Annotated in this window: 19 protein-coding genes; 12 read left to right on the forward strand and 7 right to left on the reverse strand. The window is 73.9% G+C overall.

Annotated elements, in window-relative coordinates:
- Nucleotides 1–11: 11 nt before the first annotated feature.
- The 3 genes from tsaB to tsaD are packed head-to-tail and all read left to right on the forward strand — an operon-like array spanning nucleotide 12 to nucleotide 2,105.
- Nucleotides 12–638: a tRNA (adenosine(37)-N6)-threonylcarbamoyltransferase complex dimerization subunit type 1 TsaB gene (gene tsaB, locus ASG36_RS13965; RefSeq protein WP_055764700.1), complete on the forward strand. Its 627-nt coding sequence runs from the start codon at nucleotides 12–14 to the stop codon at nucleotides 636–638.
- Nucleotides 635–1,072 (forward strand): ribosomal protein S18-alanine N-acetyltransferase, encoded by a 438-nt coding sequence (gene rimI, locus ASG36_RS13970; protein WP_235494979.1) that lies wholly within the window; start codon nucleotides 635–637, stop codon nucleotides 1,070–1,072. The genes tsaB and rimI overlap by 4 nt, the downstream gene beginning before the upstream one ends.
- The gene (tsaD, locus tag ASG36_RS13975; protein ID WP_055764702.1) at nucleotides 1,065–2,105 is read left to right on the forward strand and encodes a tRNA (adenosine(37)-N6)-threonylcarbamoyltransferase complex transferase subunit TsaD; all 1,041 of its coding nucleotides are present in this window, start codon (nucleotides 1,065–1,067) and stop codon (nucleotides 2,103–2,105) included. Before rimI ends, tsaD begins: the two co-directional genes overlap by 8 nt.
- Here tsaD and ASG36_RS13980 read toward each other — a convergent pair.
- A complete protein-coding gene (locus tag ASG36_RS13980; protein WP_157498795.1) occupies nucleotides 2,086–3,324 on the reverse strand; it encodes a class I SAM-dependent methyltransferase in 1,239 nt (412 codons plus the stop codon). The two genes, tsaD and ASG36_RS13980, sit on opposite strands and share 20 nt — an antisense overlap.
- 197 nt (nucleotides 3,325–3,521) lie before the next feature.
- Between ASG36_RS13980 and groES the strand changes: the two genes are divergently transcribed.
- Together groES and groL are read left to right on the forward strand one after the other, a co-directional pair.
- On the forward strand, nucleotides 3,522–3,830 hold the full coding sequence (gene groES, locus ASG36_RS13985; RefSeq protein ID WP_055764705.1) for a co-chaperone GroES: 309 nt from the start codon (nucleotides 3,522–3,524) through the stop codon (nucleotides 3,828–3,830).
- 170 nt (nucleotides 3,831–4,000) lie between these two features.
- Nucleotides 4,001–5,644: a chaperonin GroEL gene (groL, locus tag ASG36_RS13990; RefSeq protein ID WP_055764707.1), complete on the forward strand. Its 1,644-nt coding sequence runs from the start codon at nucleotides 4,001–4,003 to the stop codon at nucleotides 5,642–5,644.
- Between the two features lie 182 nt (nucleotides 5,645–5,826).
- On the opposite strand, the gene ASG36_RS13995 is transcribed toward groL, so the two are convergent.
- Nucleotides 5,827–6,126 (reverse strand): WhiB family transcriptional regulator, encoded by a 300-nt coding sequence (locus tag ASG36_RS13995; RefSeq protein ID WP_055764709.1) that lies wholly within the window; start codon nucleotides 6,124–6,126, stop codon nucleotides 5,827–5,829.
- Between the two features lie 425 nt (nucleotides 6,127–6,551).
- Between ASG36_RS13995 and ASG36_RS14000 the strand changes: the two genes are divergently transcribed.
- Nucleotides 6,552–7,253, forward strand: a complete 702-nt coding sequence (locus tag ASG36_RS14000) for a response regulator transcription factor (RefSeq protein ID WP_157498822.1) — start codon at nucleotides 6,552–6,554, stop codon at nucleotides 7,251–7,253.
- Here ASG36_RS14000 and ASG36_RS14005 read toward each other — a convergent pair whose 3' ends face one another.
- Entirely contained in the window at nucleotides 7,254–7,652 is a 399-nt protein-coding gene (locus ASG36_RS14005; RefSeq protein WP_055764712.1) for a DUF5319 family protein, read from the reverse strand. It lies immediately after the preceding gene.
- Nucleotides 7,653–7,765: 113 nt separating this feature from the next.
- On the opposite strand from ASG36_RS14005, the gene guaB reads away from it, so the two are divergent.
- Genes guaB through guaA form a run of 3 tightly spaced genes read left to right on the forward strand, consistent with a single transcriptional unit; the run spans nucleotide 7,766 to nucleotide 11,979 of the window.
- The gene (guaB, locus tag ASG36_RS14010; protein WP_055764714.1) at nucleotides 7,766–9,280 is read left to right on the forward strand and encodes an IMP dehydrogenase; all 1,515 of its coding nucleotides are present in this window, start codon (nucleotides 7,766–7,768) and stop codon (nucleotides 9,278–9,280) included.
- A 12-nt stretch (nucleotides 9,281–9,292) separates the two neighbouring features.
- Nucleotides 9,293–10,414, forward strand: coding sequence for a GuaB3 family IMP dehydrogenase-related protein (locus ASG36_RS14015; protein WP_055764716.1), 1,122 nt, complete (start codon nucleotides 9,293–9,295; stop codon nucleotides 10,412–10,414).
- Between the two features lie 2 nt (nucleotides 10,415–10,416).
- Complete coding sequence (guaA, locus tag ASG36_RS14020; protein ID WP_055764719.1) at nucleotides 10,417–11,979, forward strand: glutamine-hydrolyzing GMP synthase; 1,563 nt, start codon at nucleotides 10,417–10,419, stop codon at nucleotides 11,977–11,979.
- 99 nt (nucleotides 11,980–12,078) lie between these two features.
- On the opposite strand, the gene ASG36_RS14025 is transcribed toward guaA, so the two are convergent.
- Both ASG36_RS14025 and ASG36_RS14030 read right to left on the reverse strand, forming a co-directional pair.
- Nucleotides 12,079–12,411 (reverse strand): hypothetical protein, encoded by a 333-nt coding sequence (locus ASG36_RS14025; protein ID WP_055764721.1) that lies wholly within the window; start codon nucleotides 12,409–12,411, stop codon nucleotides 12,079–12,081.
- Nucleotides 12,404–13,339 (reverse strand): PspC domain-containing protein, encoded by a 936-nt coding sequence (locus ASG36_RS14030; protein ID WP_055764722.1) that lies wholly within the window; start codon nucleotides 13,337–13,339, stop codon nucleotides 12,404–12,406. Before ASG36_RS14030 ends, ASG36_RS14025 begins: the two co-directional genes overlap by 8 nt.
- Before the next feature lie 134 nt (nucleotides 13,340–13,473).
- Between ASG36_RS14030 and ASG36_RS14035 the strand changes: the two genes are divergently transcribed.
- Complete coding sequence (locus ASG36_RS14035) at nucleotides 13,474–14,670, forward strand: ATP-binding protein (RefSeq protein WP_235494981.1); 1,197 nt, start codon at nucleotides 13,474–13,476, stop codon at nucleotides 14,668–14,670.
- Nucleotides 14,667–15,317, forward strand: coding sequence for a response regulator transcription factor (locus ASG36_RS14040; RefSeq protein ID WP_082523083.1), 651 nt, complete (start codon nucleotides 14,667–14,669; stop codon nucleotides 15,315–15,317). Before ASG36_RS14035 ends, ASG36_RS14040 begins: the two co-directional genes overlap by 4 nt.
- 62 nt (nucleotides 15,318–15,379) lie before the next feature.
- On the opposite strand, the gene ASG36_RS14045 is transcribed toward ASG36_RS14040, so the two are convergent.
- The gene (locus ASG36_RS14045) at nucleotides 15,380–16,117 is read right to left on the reverse strand and encodes a PIG-L deacetylase family protein (protein WP_055764724.1); all 738 of its coding nucleotides are present in this window, start codon (nucleotides 16,115–16,117) and stop codon (nucleotides 15,380–15,382) included.
- 22 nt (nucleotides 16,118–16,139) lie between these two features.
- Nucleotides 16,140–16,424, reverse strand: a complete 285-nt coding sequence (locus tag ASG36_RS14050; RefSeq protein WP_055764726.1) for a chorismate mutase — start codon at nucleotides 16,422–16,424, stop codon at nucleotides 16,140–16,142.
- Between the two features lie 241 nt (nucleotides 16,425–16,665).
- Between ASG36_RS14050 and pcrA the strand changes: the two genes are divergently transcribed.
- Nucleotides 16,666–18,957, forward strand: coding sequence for a DNA helicase PcrA (gene pcrA / locus ASG36_RS14055; protein WP_055764728.1), 2,292 nt, complete (start codon nucleotides 16,666–16,668; stop codon nucleotides 18,955–18,957).

An 18,957-nucleotide genomic window follows, 5' to 3' on the forward strand; every position in this document is an offset into this window, starting at 1 on the left:
CCTGACTCGTCGTGCTCGTCCTGGCGCTCGACACCGCGACCCCGACCCTCGTGGTCGGGCTCGCCGCGACCGGCCCGGACGGCCGGGTGCTCGCCGAGACCGCGCTGGCCTCGGGCACCCGGCACGCCGAGCTGCTGACCCCGACGGTCACTGCGGTGCTCGCCGAGGCCGGCGTGACCCTGACCGACGTCGGTGCGCTGGTCGTCGGTCTGGGCCCGGGGCCCTACACCGGGCTGCGGGTCGGGATCGTCACCGCGGCGGCACTGGGTGACGCCCTCGGGCTGCCCGTGCACGGGGTCTGCAGCCTGGACGCGGTCGGCTCCGGTGCCCGGGTGGTCGTCACCGACGCCCGGCGCAAGGAGGTGCACTGGCGGGCCTTCGACGACGCCGGCGCACCCACCACCGAGCCCGGGGTCGGCCGGCCCGAGGAGATCGAGCTGCCCGACCTGCCGCTGGTCGGCGACGTCCGGTTCGCCGAACGGCTGGGCCGCGGCGTGACCGCCGCCGAGGTGTCCACCGCCGGGCTGGTGCGCACCGCGGGCCCGCTGCTCGAGCGCCCCCCGGCGCCGCTCGTCCCGCTCTACCTGCGCCGCCCCGACGCCGTCCCCAACGTGGTGCGCAAGCCGGTGACCCGGTGATCGAACTGCGTCCGATGACCCGCGAGGACCTCACCGCCGTGATGCGGCTGGAGGAGGAGCTCTTCGCCCCCGACACCTGGACCCGCGCGATGTACCTGGAGGAGCTCGGGATGCCCGACACCCGCAGCTACACCGTGGCCGTCGAGGGCGACGAGGTGCTCGGGTACGCCGGGCTGATCGCCTACCCCGACGAGGCGCACGTGGCCACCATCGGGGTCACCGGCACCCGGCAGGGCCAGGGCATCGGCGGCCGGCTGCTGGACGCGCTGCTCGCCGAGGCCGACACCCGGTCACCGGTCGTGCTGCTGGAGGTCCGGGCCACCGACGAGGCCACCCAGGGCCTCTACGCCCGGCGCGGCTTCGTGCCGATCGGGGTGCGCCCGAACTACTACCCGAACAGCGGCGAGGACGCGGTGGTGATGAAGCGTGGCTGACACCCAGCCGCTCGTGCTGGGCTTCGAGACCAGCTGCGACGAGACCGGCATCGGCCTGGTCCGCGGGCAGACCCTGTTGTCCGACGCGCTGGCCACGTCGATGGCCGAGCACGAGCGCTTCGGCGGCGTCATCCCCGAGATCGCCTCCCGGGCCCACCTGGAGGCGATGGTCCCGACCGTGCACCGGGCGCTGGCCGACGCCGGGGTGGGGTTCGGCGACGTCGACGCGGTCGCGGTGACCAGCGGACCCGGGCTCACCGGTGCGCTGCTGGTCGGGGTGGCCGCGGCGAAGGCGTACGCGCTGGCCCTGGGCGTGCCGCTGTACGGGGTCAACCACCTGGCCGCGCACGTCGCGGTCGACGAGCTCGAGCACGGCCGGCTGGCCGAACCGAGCATCGCGATGCTGGTCTCCGGCGGACACAGCTCCCTGCTGCTGGTGCCCGACCTCGCCCAGGACGTGCAGCCGCTCGGGCAGACCATCGACGACGCCGCGGGGGAGGCCTTCGACAAGGTCGCCCGGGTGCTCGGGCTGCCCTTCCCCGGCGGACCCCCGATCGACCGCGCCGCCCGCGACGGCGACCCGCGCTCCATCGCGTTCCCGCGCGGGCTCACCGGCCCCCGGGACGCGGCCTACGACTTCTCGTTCTCCGGGCTGAAGACCGCCGTGGCCCGCTGGGTGGAGACCCGCGAGCGGGCCGGGGAGCCCGTGCCGGTCGCCGACGTCGCCGCCGCGTTCCAGGAGGCCGTGGTCGACGTCCTCACCGCCAAGGCCGTGCGGGCCTGCCGTGAGCACGGCGTGGACCACCTCGTCGTCGGCGGGGGAGTGGCCGCCAACAGCCGGCTGCGCGCGGTCGCCCAGGAGCGCTGCGACACCGCCGGCATCGTGCTGCGGGTGCCCAGCCCCCGGCTGTGCACCGACAACGGCGCGATGGTCGCCGCACTGGGCTCCCGGCTGGTCGAGGCCGGCGTCGCACCGTCCGCCCCGGACCTGGGCGCCGACAGCTCGCTGCCGGTCACCGTGGTCTCCCGGTAGCCGGCTCGCACAACAGCACGGTGGGGACGTCGAGGACCCGGGTGACCACGACGACCGCGTGCCCGTCGCCCCGCCCGCGCAGCTGCCTGACGAGCGCCTCGGGCTCCACCGCCGAGCCGCGCTTCTTCACCGTCACGCTGCCGATGCCGCGCTCGCGCAGCAGCGCCCTGACCCGCTTCACGGCGAAGGGCAGCACGTCGGTGACCCGGTAGGAGCTGACCCAGGGTGAGTCGGTGGCCGCGTCGGAGGTCAGGTAGGCGATCTGCGGGTCGACCAGGGTGGCGTCCAGCTCAGCGGCCACCGTCGCGACCAGGCCGGACCGGATGACCGCCGGGTCGGGCTCGTGCAGCCACTCCCGGACGGCGGCGACCGGCGCCCGGCCGGGGTCGGCGTCGGCGGTGAGCTCGTGCCAGCGGCCGGCCCGCAGCTGGGTCGCCCGCCGCCAGGTCGTCGACACGCCCCGCCCCCACAACAGGGCCTCGACGATCGAGCCGCCGACCGACACCCACTCGGCCTCGACGCCGTCGGGCACGCGCTCGTGGTCCAGGCCCGGCGCCACCTTGACGACGCAGGTGGGCACCGCGTCGAGCAGGGCGGTCACGGTGGACCAGGGCGGGGACCAGCCGTCGGGGTCCAGCACCCGGCGCCCGTCCGCCCGCCGGGCCGGGTCGAGGACCGCGGCCTCGCAGTCGGCCACCCGCCCGTCGTGGGCGGCAGCCACCAGGTCGACGATGTCGGCGTCGCGGACCGTCACCCCGGTGAGCCCGAGGGCCTCGGCGTTGAGCGTGGTGAGCTCGCGGGCGACCGGGTCCCGGTCCACCGCGGTCACCCGGGCGCCGGCCCGGGCCAGCGCCACGGTGTCGGTGCCCGAGGCGCAGCCCAGGTCGGCCACGGTGGCGGCGCCGCCGGCGAGGAGCCGGGCGGCCCGCCGGGCGGCCAGCTCGGGACGGCCGGCCTGCTCCAGGGCGTCGCCGGTGAACAGCAGCCGGTCGGTGTCGGCCCCGAACGCGGGCCGGGCCTTCTCCCGCTGCCGGGCGACCCCCCACGCCGGGTTGCCGACCTCGGGACCGAACTCGGCGCGCAGCCGGGACAGCGCGGTCACCACGTCGGTGCGGGTGGCCAGCAGCTCCCCGGCCCGGGAGAGCGCCGCCGTGCCCGCCGGGGTGGACAGCGCGCGCAGCTGCCGGAGGGTCTCCGCGGTCTCGTCGTCGCTGGCCACGACGCACAGCCTCGCCCACGGTCCCGCGCGGCGCGCGACCCGCTTGAGGGGCTGGCACTCGCATGGGTAGAGTGCCAATCGACACGGGCCGGGCCTGACCCCCGCGACGGCAGACCCCGGCCCCCGTGCCACAGCATCAGCAGGACCGCACCACCCATTCACGCCACTGCTCGACGAACCGAAGGGGGAGTCACCACGTGACCACCGCCACCAAGGTCAGCATCAAGCCGCTGGAGGACCGCGTCGTGGTCCAGGCCAACGAGGCCGAGACCACCACGGCCTCCGGTCTGGTCATCCCGGACACCGCCAAGGAGAAGCCCCAGGAGGGCACCGTCATCGCGGTCGGCCCCGGCCGCATCGACGACAACGGCAACCGCGTCCCCCTGGACGTCAACGTGGGCGACGTCGTCGTCTACTCGAAGTACGGCGGCACCGAGGTGCGTTACGCCGGCGAGGACTACCTCGTGCTCTCGGCCCGCGACCTGCTGGCCGTCGTCGTCAAGTGATGTAAGGACCCCCTCGACCCCCCGCACGCCGCTGCGCGACGCGCGGGGCCCCTACGAGGGGGCCGTTCCACCAGCTCCCGTTCCACCGAACCGCCCCGGGCGACCCGAGCACCACCGGGTCCCGGGGCGGTTCGCGTCCCACCCCCAGAACCTGCGATCGAGAGGTCCCCATGCCCAAGATCATCCACTTCGACGAGGACGCCCGGCGTTCCCTCGAGCGCGGCGTCGACAAGCTCGCCGACGCCGTCCGCGTGACCCTCGGCCCCCGTGGCCGCAACGTGGTCATCGACAAGAAGTTCGGCGCCCCGACGATCACCAACGACGGCGTCACCATCGCCCGTGAGGTCGACCTCGAGGACCCCTTCGAGAACCTCGGCGCGCAGCTGGCCAAGAACGTCGCCACCAAGACCAACGACGTCGCCGGCGACGGCACCACCACCGCCACCGTGCTCGCCCAGTCCCTCGTCCACGAGGGCCTGCGCAACGTCACCGCCGGGGCCAACCCGACCGCGCTGGGCCGGGGCATCCACGCCGCCGTCACCGCGGTGCAGGCCGCCCTCGACGCCGCCGCGATCCCGGTCGACGACCGTCGTTCGATCTCCGGCGTCGCCACCATCTCCGCCCAGGACTCCGTCATCGGCGACCTGATCGGCGAGGCGATGGAGAAGGTCGGCAAGGACGGCGTCATCACCGTCGAGGAGTCCAACACCATGGACACCGAGCTGGTCGTGACCGAGGGCCTGGCCTTCGACAAGGGCTACCTGTCGCCCTACTTCGTCACCGACCAGGAGTCGATGGAGGCCGTCCTCGACGACGCCCTCCTGCTGCTCGTGGCCGGCAAGGTCTCCGCGCTGGCCGACCTGCTCCCGCTGCTGGAGAAGGTGCTGGGCTCCGGCGCCCGCCCGCTGCTGATCGTGGCCGAGGACGTCGAGGGCGAGGCGCTCTCGACCCTGGTCGTGAACTCCATCCGCAAGACCATCAAGGTCGTCGCGGTGAAGTCCCCCTTCTTCGGGGACCGCCGCAAGGCCTTCATGCAGGACCTCGCCATCGTCACCGGCGGCCAGGTCGTGTCCGAGGACGTCGGGCTCAAGCTGTCCGACGTCGGCCTCGAGGTGCTCGGCACCGCCCGTCGCGTCACCGTCACCAAGGACGACACCGTCCTGGTCGACGGCGGCGGGCAGCCCACCGCGGTCTCCGAGCGGGTCGCCCAGATCCGCCGCGAGATCGAGGACACCGACTCCGACTGGGACCGCGAGAAGCTCCAGGAGCGCCTGGCCAAGCTCGCCGGCGGCATCGGCGTCATCCGCGTGGGTGCCGCGACCGAGGTCGAGATGAAGGAGAAGAAGCACCGCATCGAGGACGCGATCGCCGCGACCCGCGCTGCGGTGGAGGAGGGCGTCGTCCCCGGTGGTGGCTCCGCCCTGGTGCACGCCGCCACCGCGATCGACGGGCTCTCCCTCTCCGGGGACGAGCTCACCGGCGCACGGTCGGTCCGCAAGGCCCTGGACGCCCCGCTGACCCAGATCGCCTCCAACGCCGGCTTCGAGGGTGCGGTCGTCGTCGGCCGCGTCCGCGAGCTCGGCACCGGCCAGGGCTTCAACGCCGCGACCGGCGAGTACGGCGACCTGGCCGCCCAGGGCGTCATCGACCCGGTCAAGGTCACCAAGGCCGCCCTCGGGCACGCCGCCTCGATCGCCGCGATGATCCTGACGACGGACTCCGCGGTCGTCGAGGCTCCTGAGGAGAGCCTCGGGAACGCCGGCGGTGGGCACCACACCCACGGCCACGGCGGCGGGCACGGGCACAGCCACTAAGGACCTCGTCGCCCCCCACCCCACGCTCCGCGCGGGGTGGGGCCCTGCGACGAGGCCTGCCGCTGGTTGCTCGTCGACCTGAGCGGCCAGCTGCTGCAACGACGAGAGGGCCGGTCGACCATCCGTGGTCGACCGGCCCTCTCGGGGTTCTGGGGGGACCTCACGGTCCCGGGTGGGCGGCGTCAGACGCCGGCGGCCACCGGGGCGGGCTCGGAGGCGATGAGCCGGGTGCGCTCCTCCTCGCTCATGCCGCCCCACACGCCGTAGGGCTCGCGGACGCTGAGCGCGTGCTTGAGGCAGGCGTCGATCACGGGGCAGGTGCCGCAGACGGCCTTGGCGGCAGCCTGGCGACGGGCGCGGGCAGGGCCACGCTCACCGTCGGGGTGGAAGAACAGCGACGTGGACTCGCCACGGCAGGAACCGTGCAGTTGCCAGTCCCAGACCTCGGCGACAGGCGTGGGCAGACGGCGGATGTCGGCCATGTGGACCCTCCTCGGCTCGTTGAGCCGGGGGTGCTGCCCGGCTCGCTCCAGGCAACTGCCCCGGGCAGATCCCGGCCAAACGCAACTCGATCATGCTTTCTGTTGCGGGGTCGCCAGAGCTGTGCGAGGCGTCCGGATGGACCCGTCCAGCTGCACAGCGGGTCACGCCCCCCGCCGGCGCATCCCACCGAACGTGTGCTCCTCACTCCGGAGGGTGACACCCGCTGTCCTCCACCCCACGAGTGGATCAAGGTGGTCCCCGGGCCTGCCGACCACCGGGTGGGGGACCCCGGACCACCCGTGTGGTGGAAACCGGGTCCTCGCCGTCCGGAACCCCCGGCGCAGCGACAGGAGCAGACGTGATCGAGGACAGGACCAGGACCGGCGTGAACGGCGGCAGTGCCACGGCGACCGCCGGCGGTGCCGTGGTGTGGGTGTTCGACGAACGACGGCGGGTGCGCGACGACGTCGCCTCGCGCCTGGTCGCGCTCTCCTTCGTCGGCCGGGTCGAGGCCGTCGGCGACAGCGCCTCCCTGCTGGCCCGGCTGGCCACCCGTCAGCCCGACGTGCTGCTGGTGGGCACCCAGCGGGCGACCGACAACGGCCTCGCCGTCGCCACCCAGGTGCTGCGTGCGCACCCCGGGCTCTCGGTGCTCGTCCTCGGTGCCCCCGACGACGCCGAGACCGTCCGGGCGGCCGTCTCCTTCGGCGCCCGCGGCTACCTGCGCTGGGACGCCTCGCCCGTCGAGATGGGCCTGGGCCTGTCCCGCGCGGGACTGCGCGCCGAGCCCGGCCGTGCGCCGCACAGCGGGCCGCTCTCGACCGTCGGGGCGTCCTCCGCGCCGGCCGGCCCCGGGTGGAGCGGCTCCAGCGCGCTCGCCGGCGCGGGCCCCACCACCGTCCGCGCCGCCGTCCGGGCCGACGTCCCGGCCGTCAGCCTGTCCGTCCGCGAGATGCAGGTGCTCACCGGCATGAGCCAGGGCAAGTCCAACGCCCAGATCGGCCGCGAGCTCTACCTGTCCGAGGACACCATCAAGACCCACGCCCGCCGGCTGTTCCGCAAGCTCGGCGCCAAGGACCGCGCCGAGGCCGTCGCCAGCGGCTTCCGCCGCGGCATGATGAGCTGATCAGCCCTCGCGGGAGTGACGGCCCTTCGGGGGGCCGTCGGTGGGCTCGTCGGCCTCGGCCCGCGCGGCCTGGCCGTCGGCGTACCCGCTGGCGTAGTCCCAGCTGACGTAGTCGTCGGGGTCGGGGTCGAAGGGCGGCTCGTGCCGGCCGGTCTGGCCTTCGTCGAGGAGCTGGCGCAGGTTGGCCTGCATCAGGGCCCAGTCGACGTGGTGCTCCTCGTCGCAGTCCGGGCAGTCCACGACGATGCCCTTGACCCCGGTGGGCTCCAGCAGGGCACGGAAGACCTCCAGCTCGGCGAGGTCGTCGAGCACCCCGGCGCGCTCCTCCATCGTCAGCGGGGGAGGCGGCGGCTGGTCGGCCGTGCCGTCGGTCCCGAACGCGTCGTCCCACGAGGTCACCGACCCAGCCTAGGCGTCCTCGGGGTGTGACCGACCCGGCAGCCTACGATCGGGCACGGTCCTCGCGCGCCGTCCCGGCGCCACCACCACCAGGCGAGAGGTGGCGGCACCCCATGTCGGCCAGCCCCACGAACGACTCGGTCCCCGAGCTCCCGGCCAAGTTCGCCCCCCTGGGGCTGACCTACGACGACGTCCTGCTCGTCCCCGGCCCCTCCGACGTCGTACCCGCCGAGGTGGACACCAGCACCCTCCTCACCCGCGGCATCCGGCTGTCCATCCCGCTGGTCTCCAGCGCCATGGACACCGTCACCGAGGCCCGGATGGCCATCGCCATGGCCCGCGCCGGCGGCGTCGGCATCCTGCACCGCAACCTCGCCGCCGAGGAGCAGGCCGGTCAGGTCGACCTGGTCAAGCGCTCGGAGTCCGGGATGATCACCAACCCGGTGACCTGCTCCCCGGACAACACCCTCGGCGAGGTCGACGCCCTCTCGGGCCGCTACCGCATCTCCGGGGCCCCCGTGGTCGACGCCGACGGCGTGCTGGTCGGCATGGTCACCAACCGCGACATGCGCTTCGAGAGCGACCAGCACCGGCTGGTGCGCGACGTGATGACCCCGTTGCCGCTGGTCACCGCCCCGGTCGGCGTCGACGGGGAGACCGCGCTCGCCCTGCTCCGCCAGCACAAGATCGAGAAGCTGCCGCTGGTCGACGAAGCCGGCCGGCTGCGTGGGCTGATCACCGTCAAGGACTTCGTCAAGCGCGACCAGTACCCCAACAGCACCAAGGACGCCGACAACCGCCTGGTCGTCGGCGCCGCCCTGGGTGTCGGCGAGGACGCCTACAAGCGCGCCGGGCTGCTCGTGGACGCCGGCGTCGACGTCCTCGTCGTGGACACCGCGCACGGCCACCAGCGTGCGGTGCTCGAGATGGTCGCCCGGGTCAAGAAGGACTTCGGTGTCCAGGTGGTCGGCGGCAACGTGGCCACCCGCGCCGGCGCCCAGGCGCTCATCGACGCCGGCGTGGACGGCGTCAAGGTCGGGGTCGGCCCGGGCTCGATCTGCACCACCCGCGTCGTGGCCGGGGTCGGGGTCCCGCAGGTGACCGCGGTCTACGAGGCCTCGCTGGCCGCCAAGCCGGCCGGCGTCCCTGTCATCGCCGACGGCGGGCTGCAGTACTCCGGTGACATCGCCAAGGCACTCGTCGCCGGCGCCGACACGGTGATGCTCGGCAGCCTGTTCGCCGGCGTCGAGGAGGCCCCGGGCGAGCTGGTCTTCATGAACGGCAAGCAGTACAAGTCCTACCGCGGGATGGGCAGCCTGGGTGCGATGCAGAAGCGCGGCAACCAGTCCTACAGCCGGGACCGCTACTTCGCCGACGACGTCCTCAGCGACGACAAACTCGTCCCCGAGGGCATCGAGGGCCAGGTGCCCTACCGCGGCATGCTCTCCGGTGTCGCCCACCAGCTCGTCGGTGGCCTGCGTGCCGCGATGGGCTACGCCGGTGCCGCGACCGTCGCCGACCTGCAGGAGCGCGGCCAGCTGACCCGCATCACCGCGGCCGGGCTGACCGAGAGCCACCCGCACGACATCCAGATGACCGTCGAAGCTCCCAACTACAGGGCCCGGTGACCGTTCGTGCCAGTGCGTGACAACGTCGAGATCGGGCTGAACCGCTTCGCCCGCCGCGGCTACGACCTCGACGAGGTGTCGATCGTCCCCAGCCGCCGCACCCGGGACGTCGACGACGTCTCCACCGCGTGGCAGATCGACGCCTTCCGCTTCGAGATCCCGCTGGTCGCCAGCCCCTCGGACGCCGTGATGAGCCCGGCCACCGCGATCGGGGTCGGGCAGGCCGGTGGGCTCGGGGTGCTCAACGCCGAGGGCCTCTGGACCCGCTACGAGGACCCGACCGACGTCTACCGCCAGCTGCGCGACGCCGCCGGCGAGGGGACGTCGACCACCGCGCTGCTGCAGCAGCTGTACTCCGAGCCGGTCAAGCCGGACCTGATCACCGCCCGGGTCAAGGAGCTGCGCGAGTCCGGGGTGACCAGCGCGGTGCGGATCAGCCCGCAGCACACCGCCTCGCTGGCCCCGGCCGTGCTCGCCGCCGGGGTCGACCTGCTGGTCATCCAGGGCACGATCGTGTCCGCCGAGCACGTCACGACCCAGGGCGACTCCCTGAACCTCAAGGAGTTCATCGCCGACCTCGACGTCCCCGTCATCGTCGGCGGGGCCGCGGACTACCAGACCACCCTGCACCTGATGCGCACCGGCGCCGCCGGCGTCATCGTCGGCATCGGTGCCGACAGCGCCTCCACCGGCGACGCCGTCATGGGCGTGCGGGTGCCGCTGGCCACCGCGATCGCCGACGCCGCCGCGGCCCGCCGGGACTACCTCGACGAGACCGGTGGCCGGTACGTGCACGTCATCGCCAACGGGCGGATCGAGACCTCCGGCGCCATCGCCCGGGCGCTGGCCTGCGGTGCCGACGCCGTCCAGGTCGGCGAGCCGCTGCGCGCGGCGACCGAGGCCCCGGCCGGCGGCGCGTGGTGGGACTCCGTCGCGGCGCACCCGCGGCTGCCCCGCGGCGAGGTGTCCGCCCCGGTCACCGCGACCGCCCCGCTGGAGCAGGTGCTGCACGGTCCGGCCCTGGACTCCGACGGGCGCACCAACCTGTTCGGCGCGCTGGCCCGCACGATGGCCAAGACCGGCTACCGGGACCTCAAGGAGTTCCAGCGGGTCGACCTGGTCATCGGGGGTTGAGCATGGACTTCCCCACCGTCCTGGTCGTCGACTTCGGCGCCCAGTACGCCCAGCTGATCGCCCGCCGGATCCGTGAGGCCGGGGTCTACTCCGAGCTGGTCGGCTCCGACGTGCCGGTGGAGGAGATCCTGGCCCGCAAGCCGGCCGCGATCGTGCTCTCCGGTGGCCCGTCCAGCGTGTACGCGACCGGCGCTCCGCAGGTCGACCCGGCGCTGTTCGAGGCCGGCGTCCCGGCGTTCGGCATCTGCTACGGCTTCCAGGCCATGGCGCAGAGCCTCGGCGGCACCGTGGCCCACACCGGCGACCGGGAGTACGGCGGCACCCCGCTGACCGTGACCACCGGCAACCGGCTCTTCGGGGAGACCCCGCTGGAGCAGTCGGTGTGGATGAGCCACGGCGACGCGGTCTCCGCCGCCCCGCCCGGGTTCACCGTCACCGCCACCTCCACCGGCGCCCCGGTCGCGGCCTTCGAGGACGTCGACCGCCGGCTCGCCGGGGTCCAGTTCCACCCCGAGGTGAAGCACACCGCGCACGGCCAGACCGTGCTCGAGCACTTCCTGTTCGACATCGCCGGCCTGGAGAAGACCTGGACGATGGCCAACGTCGTCGAGGAGCAGGTCGCGGCGATCACCGCCCAGATCGGTGACAAGCGGGCACTGTGCGCGCTGTCGGGTGGGGTGGACTCCGCCGTCGCCGCAGCGCTGGTCCAGCGGGCTATCGGCGACCGGCTCACCTGCGTCTACGTCGACCACGGGCTGATGCGCGAGGGCGAGACCGAGCAGATCGAGCGGGACTTCGTCGCCATCACCGGCGTCGACCTGCGCGTCGTCGACGCCCGCGAGCAGTTCCTCGGTGCCCTGGCCGGGGTCAGCGACCCCGAGCAGAAGCGCAAGATCATCGGCCGGGAGTTCATCCGGGTGTTCGAGGCGGCCGCGACCGACGTCGTCGCCGACGCCTCGGCCCACGGGGAGACCGTGGAGTTCCTCGTCCAGGGGACGCTGTACCCCGACGTCGTCGAGTCCGGCGGCGGCACCGGGACGGCGAACATCAAGAGCCACCACAACGTCGGTGGCCTGCCCGAGGACCTGACCTTCGCCCTGGTCGAGCCGCTGCGCACGCTGTTCAAGGACGAGGTGCGCGAGGTCGGGGTGCAGCTCGGGCTGCCCGAGTCGATGGTCTGGCGCCAGCCGTTCCCCGGCCCGGGCCTCGGCATCCGGATCGTCGGCGAGGTGACCGCCGACCGGCTGGACACCCTGCGCAAGGCCGACGCGATCGCCCGCGCCGAGCTCACCGCCGCCGGGCTGGACCGGGAGATCTGGCAGTGCCCGGTCGTGCTGCTGGCCGACGTCCGCTCCGTCGGCGTGCAGGGTGACGGCCGCACCTACGGCCACCCGGTCGTGCTGCGCCCGGTCTCCAGCGAGGACGCGATGACCGCGGACTGGACCCGGCTGCCCTACGACGTGCTGGCCAAGATCTCGACCCGGATCACCAACGAGGTGGCCGAGGTCAACCGGGTGGTGCTGGACGTGACCAGCAAGCCCCCGGGCACGATCGAGTGGGAGTGAGGACCCCGTCCCACCCCCGGACGCGCTTCGCACGCCCGGGGCCCCTGGGACGGGGCCGTTCCATCACGTCACCTCCTGCGAGGGGGCCGTTCCATCGGGTCACCTCTTCTTGCGGAGCTCGCTGACCAGGAGGGCGACGCCGGCCAGGACGAGGAGGACGGCGAGCGCGCCGCCGCCGAAGACCCAGCCGGGGAGGTCGACGCCGGTCGTGCCGATGACCGCGACCAGGACGAAGACGACGCCGGCGACGAGGGCCACCACGTCGGGGCGCTCCTCCTGCGGGGGAGCCGGCGCCGGGGGAGCGGCCCAGGTGTCGCCGAGGACGGCGGTGTCGCGGGTGGGCGGGACGTCGGTCGCGAACTGCTCGGTGGGGTGCACGGGGTTCTCCTGAGGGGTGTCGGTGCGGCGGCTGGGGTCGATCGGCTCAGCCACGGGACACCTCGACGTCGCCGATGCCGGACTCCACGGTCAGCACGATCTCCGGGGTGTCGTCCCCGGTCCACGGGTCGGACCCGGTGCCCGCGAAGGTGCCGCCCGAGCTCTGGCCGAACACGTCGGCCTCGCCCAGTCCGTTCGACACGCTGACCCGGACGTCGGCCGAGGAGGGCACCAGCACCTCGACGTCACCGACGCCGGCGTTGATCGTGGTGGTGATCGGCCGGTCGAGGTCGGCGAGGTCGATCCGGGTCAGGTCCAGGGTGACGTCGCCGACCCCGGACTCGTAGCGGGTCTGGACGGCGTCCGCGGTCCGCGGGATCGAGGTCCGGTCCCCGACGCCGCCCCGGCCGCCGGCGTCCGAGCGCCAGCTGCCCCCGGTCGCCGAGGCGACCAGCAGCGCGAAGGACAGCAGCACGCCCAGGGCGATCAGCGGGCCACGGGCCGCGCGGCCCGGGGCGAAGGCGCCGACCCCGAGCCCGACGCCGACCACCAGCAGCGCCGCGCCCAGGAAGGCGACGGCGCCGGGGTCCCAGGACGTCGTCCGGGCCAGCAGGGCCATCAGCCCGACCACGATGAGCAGCACCGCGACGGTGATCCCGGGGACCGGTGACCGCGGGCCGACCGGTTCGGCGGCGACCGGTGCGGGTGCGCCGTCCCGGCGGCGGGGCATGAGCAGCCACAGCAGCAGGTACACCAGGATCCCGGTGCCCCCGGCGAACGTCAGCGCGACGAACCCGACCCGCCAGAGCAGGGTGTCGATGCCGGTGTAGTCCGCCAGCCCACCGCTGACCCCGCCGAGCACCTTGTCGGTCCGACTGCGGCGCAGCGGGGGCCGCAGGCCGTCACCCCGCGGCGGGGGCGGCGGGCCGGAAGGGGTCTCGGCGGCCGGGGGGAGCAGGGGAGGAGGGGCTGCACTGGTCATGCCGACGACACTGCCGCCGCCGGGGCGCGCCCGGTATCGGGGAACCCCCTGACCCGACCCTGGTTCCCGGCGCGGCGCGGGGTCCGGGTGTCCACCGGTACCGCGGTCGGGGGCACCGGTGCCACGATGATCACGTGACCACCCCGGGGACGACGACGCTGCCGCACGCCGGTGACGTCGCCACCGACCGGCCACCGCTGCTCCGCCCGCGCCGCGGCCGCTGGATCGGCGGGGTGGCCGTGGGCACCGCGGACCACCTGCGGCTGGACCCCGTCGTCGTCCGGATCGGGTTCGTGGTCCTGTCCCTGGGCGGGGTCGGGGTGGTCGCCTACGCGCTGCTGTGGCTCTTCGTCCGGGTCGCCCCCGCCGGTGCCGAACGTCCCCCGCCCCCGCCCCGGCTCACCCGCCGGCAGGGCGTCGGGCTCGGCCTGGTCGGGCTGGCCGTGCTCCTGCTGTCCACCCGGTTCGCCGACTGGGGCCGCGGGGACGTCGTCGTCCCGCTGCTGCTGGCCGGGGGCGGCCTGGCCGTCATCTGGTACCAGTTCGACGCCGACCGGACCACCAGCCGCGGCACCTCCCGCTGGGGCCTGGTGACCGGGGTGCTGCTCGCCGGCGGCGGGGTGGTCCTGCTGCTGGCCACCACCGGGCAGCTGGCCAACGCCCGCAACGGGTTCGCCGCGACCCTCGTCGTCCTGGTCGGCATCGTGCTGGCCACCGCCCCGCTGTGGCGTCGGCTGCTGGACTCCCGCGAGGCCGAGCGGGCGGCCCGGATCCGCTCCGAGGAGCGGGCCTCGGTCGCCGCGCACCTGCACGACTCGGTGCTGCAGACCCTCGCGCTGGTGCAGCGGCACGCCGCCGACCCCGCCCAGGTCACCCGGTTGGCCCGCGGGCAGGAACGCGAGCTGCGCGCCTGGCTCTACGCCCCGCAGACCGCGGCCGGCGGGACCTGGGCGGGGCTGGTCGACCGGCTGGTGGCCGAGGTCGAGGCCGACCACGCGGTGGCCGTCGACCCCGTCGTGGTCGGGGACGCCCCCGCCGACGAGGCCGTGACCGCCCTCGCCCAGGCCACCCGGGAGGCCGTCGTGAACGCCGCCAAGCACTCCGGTGCCACCACCGTCGCGCTCTACAGCGAGGTCACGCCCGGGGCGGTGACCGTCTTCGTCCGCGACCGCGGCGCCGGGTTCGACCCCGGGTCGGTGCCGGCGGACCGGCGCGGGCTGCGGGACTCCGTGGTCGGCCGGCTGCAGCGCGTCGGCGGCACGGCGGTCGTGCACTCCCGGCCGGGGGAGGGCACCGAGGTGGAGCTGACGCTGCCCCGGGAGACCCCGTGACCCGGGTCTTCCTCGTCGACGACCACGCCATGGTCCGGTCGGGCGTGCGGGCCGAGCTGGGGGACGCCGTCGACGTGGTCGGCGAGGCCGCGGACGTCGCCGGGGCGGTGGCCGGGGTCCGCGAGACCCGCCCGGACGTCGTCCTGCTCGACGTGCACCTGCCCGGCGGCGGGGGCAGGACCGTGCTGGAGACCCTGCGCGGCGAGCTGCCCGACGTCCGCTGGCTGGCGCTGTCGGTGTCCGACGCCGCGGAGGACGTCATCGCCGTCATCCGGGCCGGCGCCCGCGGCTACGTCACCAAGACCATCTCCGGGCCCGACCTGCGCGACGCCGTCGCCCGGGTGGCCGAGGGGGACGTCGTGTTCTCCCCGCGGCTGGCTGGCTTCGTGCTCGACGCCTTCGCGTCGGGCCCGGCCGCTGCTCCCGCACCGGAGCCGGACGTCGACCCCGGCCTGGACCTGCTGTCGGCCCGCGAGCGTGAGGTCATGCAGCTGCTGGCCCGCGGCTACACCTACCGGGAGATCGGCCAGCGGCTGTTCATCTCGGTCAAGACGGTGGAGTCGCACGCCTCGAACGTGCTGCGCAAGCTGCAGCTGTCCAACCGCAACGAACTCACGAGGTGGGCGGCGACCAACCGCCTGCTGTAGTCCGGCCTCCCTCAGGGGCCCGCTGCGGGCGTGCGAGCAGTGGGGGGAGGGAGGTCCTCCTGCTAGGCGGTGAACACCACGTGGAAGGCCTCGGCGAGGCGGCCCTCGGGCAGGCCGTGCGTGCGCGCCGTCTGACGCATCCACCCGCCCACGAACTCGCGCAGCTGGCCCTCGGGCTGGTGCGCGACCTGGGTGACGTGCGACTCGAGCGCGGCGAACTTCTGCTCCACGACGTCGGTCACGTCCACGGCGTGGTCGGCGCGCGGGCTGGCGCCCAGCCACACCTCGTCCACGGTCCAGGCGTCCAGGCCCTCGTCGGCCAGCAGCTCGGGGTGGGCGAAGGGGTTGCGCGCATCGGGGTAGACCGCGCGCAGGGTCGACTCCCCGGTGGTCATGTGGTCGGGGTGGCTGGCGCCGATCCGGTCGTACATGCGCTCCGGGGACGACGTCAGCACGCGCTGGGGGCGCACCTGGCGGATCACGCGGCTGATGTCGCGGCGCAGGTCCAGGGTCAGCTCGAGCCGGCCGTCCGGGTAGCCCAGGAAGCGGACGTCGGTGACGCCCACGGCGGCGGCCGCGGCCCGCTGCTCGGCCTGGCGCAGCAGCGGCATCTCCTCGCGGGGGGTGTCGTCGAAACCGCCGGCGTCGCCGTTGGTGACGATGCAGTAGACGACCTCGGTGCCGGCCGCCGTCCAGGTCGCGACCGTGCCGGCGCTGCCGAAGTCGACGTCGTCGGGGTGGGCCAGGACGCAGAGCACCCGGTCGACGTGCGCGGCGGGCTGCTTCGGGGGCTGGGTCACGAGGGGCCAGGTTAGTCCGCGTTCAGAGGGCGCCGCGCCCGCGCCGCAGCAGCATCATCCCGAGCGTCGTGCCGTCGGCCGGGCCCAGCGCGTCGGAGAAGGCGGCCAGCACGGCCTGCTCGCGGGCCAGGGACAACCGGGTGCCCCCGGCGGCCCGCCGGAGCTGCCCGATCTCCCGGGACACCTCCAGCCGGCGCTGGACCTGCCGGATGATCTCGGCGTCGCAGGCGTCGATCTCTGCCCGCAGCTGCGCGATCCGCTCGGCGGGGGCGGTGGGCTCGGGGCCGGTGCTGGTCTGGGTGGTCACAGGAGTTCCTCCAGGTGGGGGAGGCCCCACGACCCCGGACACAGAGAGACCCCGGGCTCGTGGGGCCCGGGGCTGTGTCGGTGAGCGGCTAGCTCGGCGAGACGGCGACCGGATCCCGGTGGCCGTAGGCAAACTCTCGCTGGCTGAGCACGGGGCGAGTCTGGCACAGCACCCGATGGGCGACCAGACCCCTCCACAGACCCCGGTCGGCGTCGGTGCCCCGTCCTAGAGTGGGGAGGACATGAGCAGCCCCCAGACCTCCCTGCCGGGAACCGCGTCCCTGACCCGTCGTCCCTCCGGTCAGGTGGGCCGCGAGCTCGAGCGGATGCTCGCCGGGCTGAACGTCCCCCAGCGCGAGGCGACCGTCCACGAGGGCACCCCGCTGCTCATCGTGGCCGGGGCCGGCTCGGGCAAGACCCGGGTGCTCACGCACCGGATCGCCTACCTGCTCGGGGCCCGCGGGGCGAACCCCGGCGAGATCATGGCGATCACCTTCACCAACAAGGCCGCCGGGGAGATGAAGGAGCGGGTGGCCCAGCTCGTCGGCCCGCGGGCCCGGGCGATGTGGGTGTCGACCTTCCACTCGATGTGCGTGCGCATCCTGCGCGCCGAGGCCGCCAAGCTCGGGATGAAGAGCTCGTTCACCATCTACGACCAGGGCGACTCTGTCCGGCTGATGACGATGGTCGCCCGCGACCTCGAGCTCGACGCCAAGCGCTTCCCCGGCCGCAGCCTGGCCGCCCAGGTCTCGAACCTGAAGAACGAGCTGGTCGACGAGGAGTCCTTCGTCCCGCAGACCCCGCCGGAGAAGACCCTGGCCGAGGTCTACGCGCTGTACCAGCGGCGGCTGCGCGAGGCGCACGCGATGGACTTCGACGACCTGATCATGACCACGGTCAACCTGTTCCGGGCCTTCCCCGACGTCGCCGAGCACTACCGCCGTCGGTTCCGGCACGTGCTGGTCGACGAGTACCAGGACACCAACCACGCCCAGTACGCCCTGGTGCGGGAGATCGTCGGCTACGGCGGTGGCCCCGTGCCCCCGGCCGAGCTGTGCGTCGTCGGTGACGCCGACCAGTCGATCTACGCCTTCCGCGGCGCCACGATCCGCAACATCGACGAGTTCGAGCGGGACTACCCCGAGGCCACCACAATCGTGCTGGAGCAGAACTACCGCTCCACCCAGCGCATCCTCAAGGCCGCCAACCAGGTCATCGCCCGCAACACCGCCCGCCGGCCCAAGAACCTGTGGTCCGACGCCGGCGACGGCGAGCTGATCGAGGGCTACGTCGGGGAGAACGAGCACGACGAGGCCGCCTGGGTCGCCGAGCAGATCGACGCGCTGGTCGACGAGGGCAAGGCCCAGCCCAAGGACATCGCGGTCTTCTACCGCACCAACAACGCCTCGCGGGTGTTCGAGGAGGTGTTCATCCGGGTCGGCATGCCCTACAAGGTGGTCGGCGGGGTGCGTTTCTACGAGCGCAAGGAGGTCCGCGACGCGCTGGCCTACCTGAAGGTGGTCAGCAACCCCACCGACGTCGTCAGCCTGCGCCGGGTGCTGAACACCCCCAAGCGCGGCATCGGCGACCGCGCCGAGGCGTGCGTGGAGACCCTCGCCGACCGGGAGCGGATCGCCTTCGCCACCGCGCTGCGCCGGGCGGAGGACGCCCCGGGCCTGGCCACCCGGTCGCTGAAGAACATCAAGGAATTCGTCTCCCTGCTCGAGGAGTTCGAGCACCTGCTGGCCACCGGGTCGGGGCCCAGCGCGCTGCTGGAGTCGATCCTGGAGCGCAGCGGCCTGCTCTCGGAGCTGGAGTCCTCCACCGACCCGCAGGACGAGGGCCGGGTCGACAACCTGCACGAGCTGGTCAGCGTCGCCGCCGAGTTCGAGGCGGTGAACCCCGAGGGCACCGTCACCGACTTCCTCGAGCAGGTCTCGCTGGTGGCCGACGCCGACCAGATCCCGGTCACCGGGGACGACGCCGGCGTGGTCACGATGATGACCCTGCACACCGCCAAGGGCCTGGAGTTCCCGGTCGTCTTCCTGACCGCGCTCGAGGACGGCGTCTTCCCGCACCTGCGGGCCCTCGGCGACCCCAAGGAGCTCGAGGAGGAGCGCCGGCTGGCCTACGTCGGGATCACCCGGGCCCGCGAGCGGCTGTTCCTGTCCCGGGCCACGGTGCGCACCAGCTGGGGGCAGCCGGCGTACAACCCGCCGTCCCGGTTCCTCGACGAGCTGCCCGACGAGGCCCTGCACTGGACCGGCATCGACCCCAAGCCCAGCGCCCAGTACGGCTCGGCCCAGCAGCGGGTCGCGGCCACCGGGCTGTCCACCGGCGGTCTCCGGGGCGGGGTGGGCAACCGGAAGATCATCAGCGTGGACGTCGGGGACCGGGTCAGCCACGACGCCTTCGGCCTCGGCACCGTCGTCGAGGTCACCGGGGCGGCCGACAAGGCCCAGGCCACCGTCGACTTCGGCTCCAGCGGCACCAAGCGCCTGGTGTTGAGGTACGCCCCCCTCGTCAAGCTGTAG

The organism is Geodermatophilus sp. Leaf369, assembly GCF_001424455.1.
Lineage (GTDB): Bacteria > Actinomycetota > Actinomycetes > Mycobacteriales > Geodermatophilaceae > Klenkia.